The sequence below is a fragment of the Streptomyces sp. NPDC057654 genome (assembly GCF_042800135.1).
Classification (GTDB): Bacteria; Actinomycetota; Actinomycetes; order Streptomycetales; family Streptomycetaceae; genus Streptomyces.
The window spans coordinates 1-1,805 of the sequence record NZ_JBHVHQ010001247.1; the positions used below are offsets into that span (position 1 = coordinate 1).

Annotated in this window: 2 protein-coding genes and 1 pseudogene; 2 read left to right on the forward strand and 1 reads right to left on the reverse strand. The window is 73.4% G+C overall.

Annotated features, from left to right (window positions below):
- Positions 1-712 (reverse strand): rhomboid family intramembrane serine protease (locus tag ACFU99_RS42490; protein ID WP_384403835.1); only part of this gene is annotated, 712 nt, incomplete at its 3' end.
- Between the two features lie 160 nt (positions 713-872).
- Here ACFU99_RS42490 and ACFU99_RS42495 point away from each other — a divergent pair.
- Together ACFU99_RS42495 and ACFU99_RS42500 are read left to right on the forward strand one after the other, a co-directional pair.
- Positions 873-1,112: a hypothetical protein gene (locus ACFU99_RS42495; protein WP_363230745.1), complete on the forward strand. Its 240-nt coding sequence runs from the start codon at positions 873-875 to the stop codon at positions 1,110-1,112.
- A 17-nt stretch (positions 1,113-1,129) separates the two neighbouring features.
- A pseudogene (locus tag ACFU99_RS42500) lies at positions 1,130-1,805 on the forward strand (RNA-binding protein); the annotation flags it as partial.

Here is a 1,805-nt window from a genome sequence, read left to right on the forward strand (position 1 = left end):
CCCCCTCGCTGGGCGGGGCCGCGCCTTTCACTCTAGCCGGACGCCGGTAGCGGGCCCACGCGTAGAGGAAGCCGAGCGCGAACCCCACCAGGTGCGCGAGGTAGGCGACGCCCGGCTCGGAGCCCGCGGCGCCGGCGGCCTGCCACTGGAGCACGAACCAGAAGACCAGCACGGCCCAGGCGGGGAAGCGCAGCGGCAGGAAGAAGAGGAACGGAAAGAGACTCGTGACCCGTGCTGTGGGGAAGAGGCAGAGAAACGCGCCGAGCACCCCGGAGATCGCTCCGGACGCCCCGACCAGGGCCTGGGTGGAATCGGCGTGCGCGGTGGCGTAGCCGAGCAGCGCCAGATAGCCGGTCGCGACGTAGAAGACGGCGAAGCGCAGCCGGCCCATACGCTCCTCCGTCATCGCGCCGAAGACGAAGAGGAAGAGCATGTTGCCCAGCAGGTGCAGCCAGTTCCCGTGCACGAACAGCGCGGTGAGCGGGGTGAGCGGCTCCAGCGGTGCGCCGCGCCACAGATCGGCGGGCACGATGCCCCAGCGTTCGAAGTACGCCGTCTGGGCGGCGATCAGGCCGGCGTCCGTGCCGTACGAGCGGTTGAACCCGGAGGCCGGGCCGATCAGGAAGACCAGACAGCTCAGGCCGATGAGGGCGTAGGTCACCACGGGCCCCGCCGGGGTGCCGGGCCTGCCGCCCGCCGCCTTCCTGATCATGCCCGGATCATCTCGTACCGGGCGGAACCTGTACGGACCGCCTCGCCGGGGCGGCCCGGCAGCGCCAGGCCGTAGGGTTGCGGAAAGCACTCCCGCAGTTCGACGGCGCACCGCGGTCCGTGAGAACAACCCGCGAGCAGACATGAGGACGGACGACACGATGGGCGTTCCCCAGCCGACAGCCGAGACTCGGTGGCGCTGCACCCTGTGCGGCAACCTCACCCGCTTCGACGTGACCCGCTCCACCAAGGCCGTCGACTATGTCCACCTCGACCTGGCCGGAGAGCCGACGGTCGAGGAGCACGAGGTCGTCAGTGAGACCATCGAGTCCGTGCGCTGCCGCTGGTGCAACGCGGTCGACCAGATCGAGCTGGTCGGCCGGCCAGGCGCGAGCGCCTGAGAACGGAGCGATGAGCGGTGGCCCAGCACACAGGCGACGAGGGCGCGGCCGGTGACGCCGACGGCGCCTTTGAGGTGCTCGACCGCCCCCTGCCGGAGGCGGTGCGGCGCCGGGTCGTGGCGCTCGTCGCGGACGCCTTCGGCGGGCTGACCGTCTCCGAACTCCCGCCGCAGCTGCGGCAGTACGCCCGGTTCACGCCCAACCGCCGGGCCAAGTTCGCGGGCAACGCGATGGCCGCGGCGATCGAGGGCGACGCCGTCTTCCGGCAGCGGATCGCGGCCCGGCTGCGCGAGGAGCAGCCGGAGCTGGCCGAGGCGCTGGACAACGGGGCGCCGCCCGCCGCCGCGGACCCGGTGGACGTGGCCGCGGTCGCCTATGTGATGAGGCCGGTGGGCTGGGCCAAGCTCGTCGCGGCGGCCGGCGAGGAGGCGCAGCGCGCCAACGCCGAGCGGGCGGGCGAGGAGGCGCAGCGGGAGCTGCGGCGGCTGCGCGAGGAACTGGCCGAGGCGCGCGGGGCGGCCCGTACCGAGGTGGACCGGGTCCGCCAGGAGCTGGACGCGGCCCGCAAGGAGGCCGACGGCTATCAGCGCAAGCTGCGCAGCGCGGTGAGCGACGTGCGGCGCGGCGAGGCGTCGGTGCGCAAGGCCGAGTCGGCGCTGGAGGCGCTGCGCGCGTCGGCGGCGGCCGAGAAGA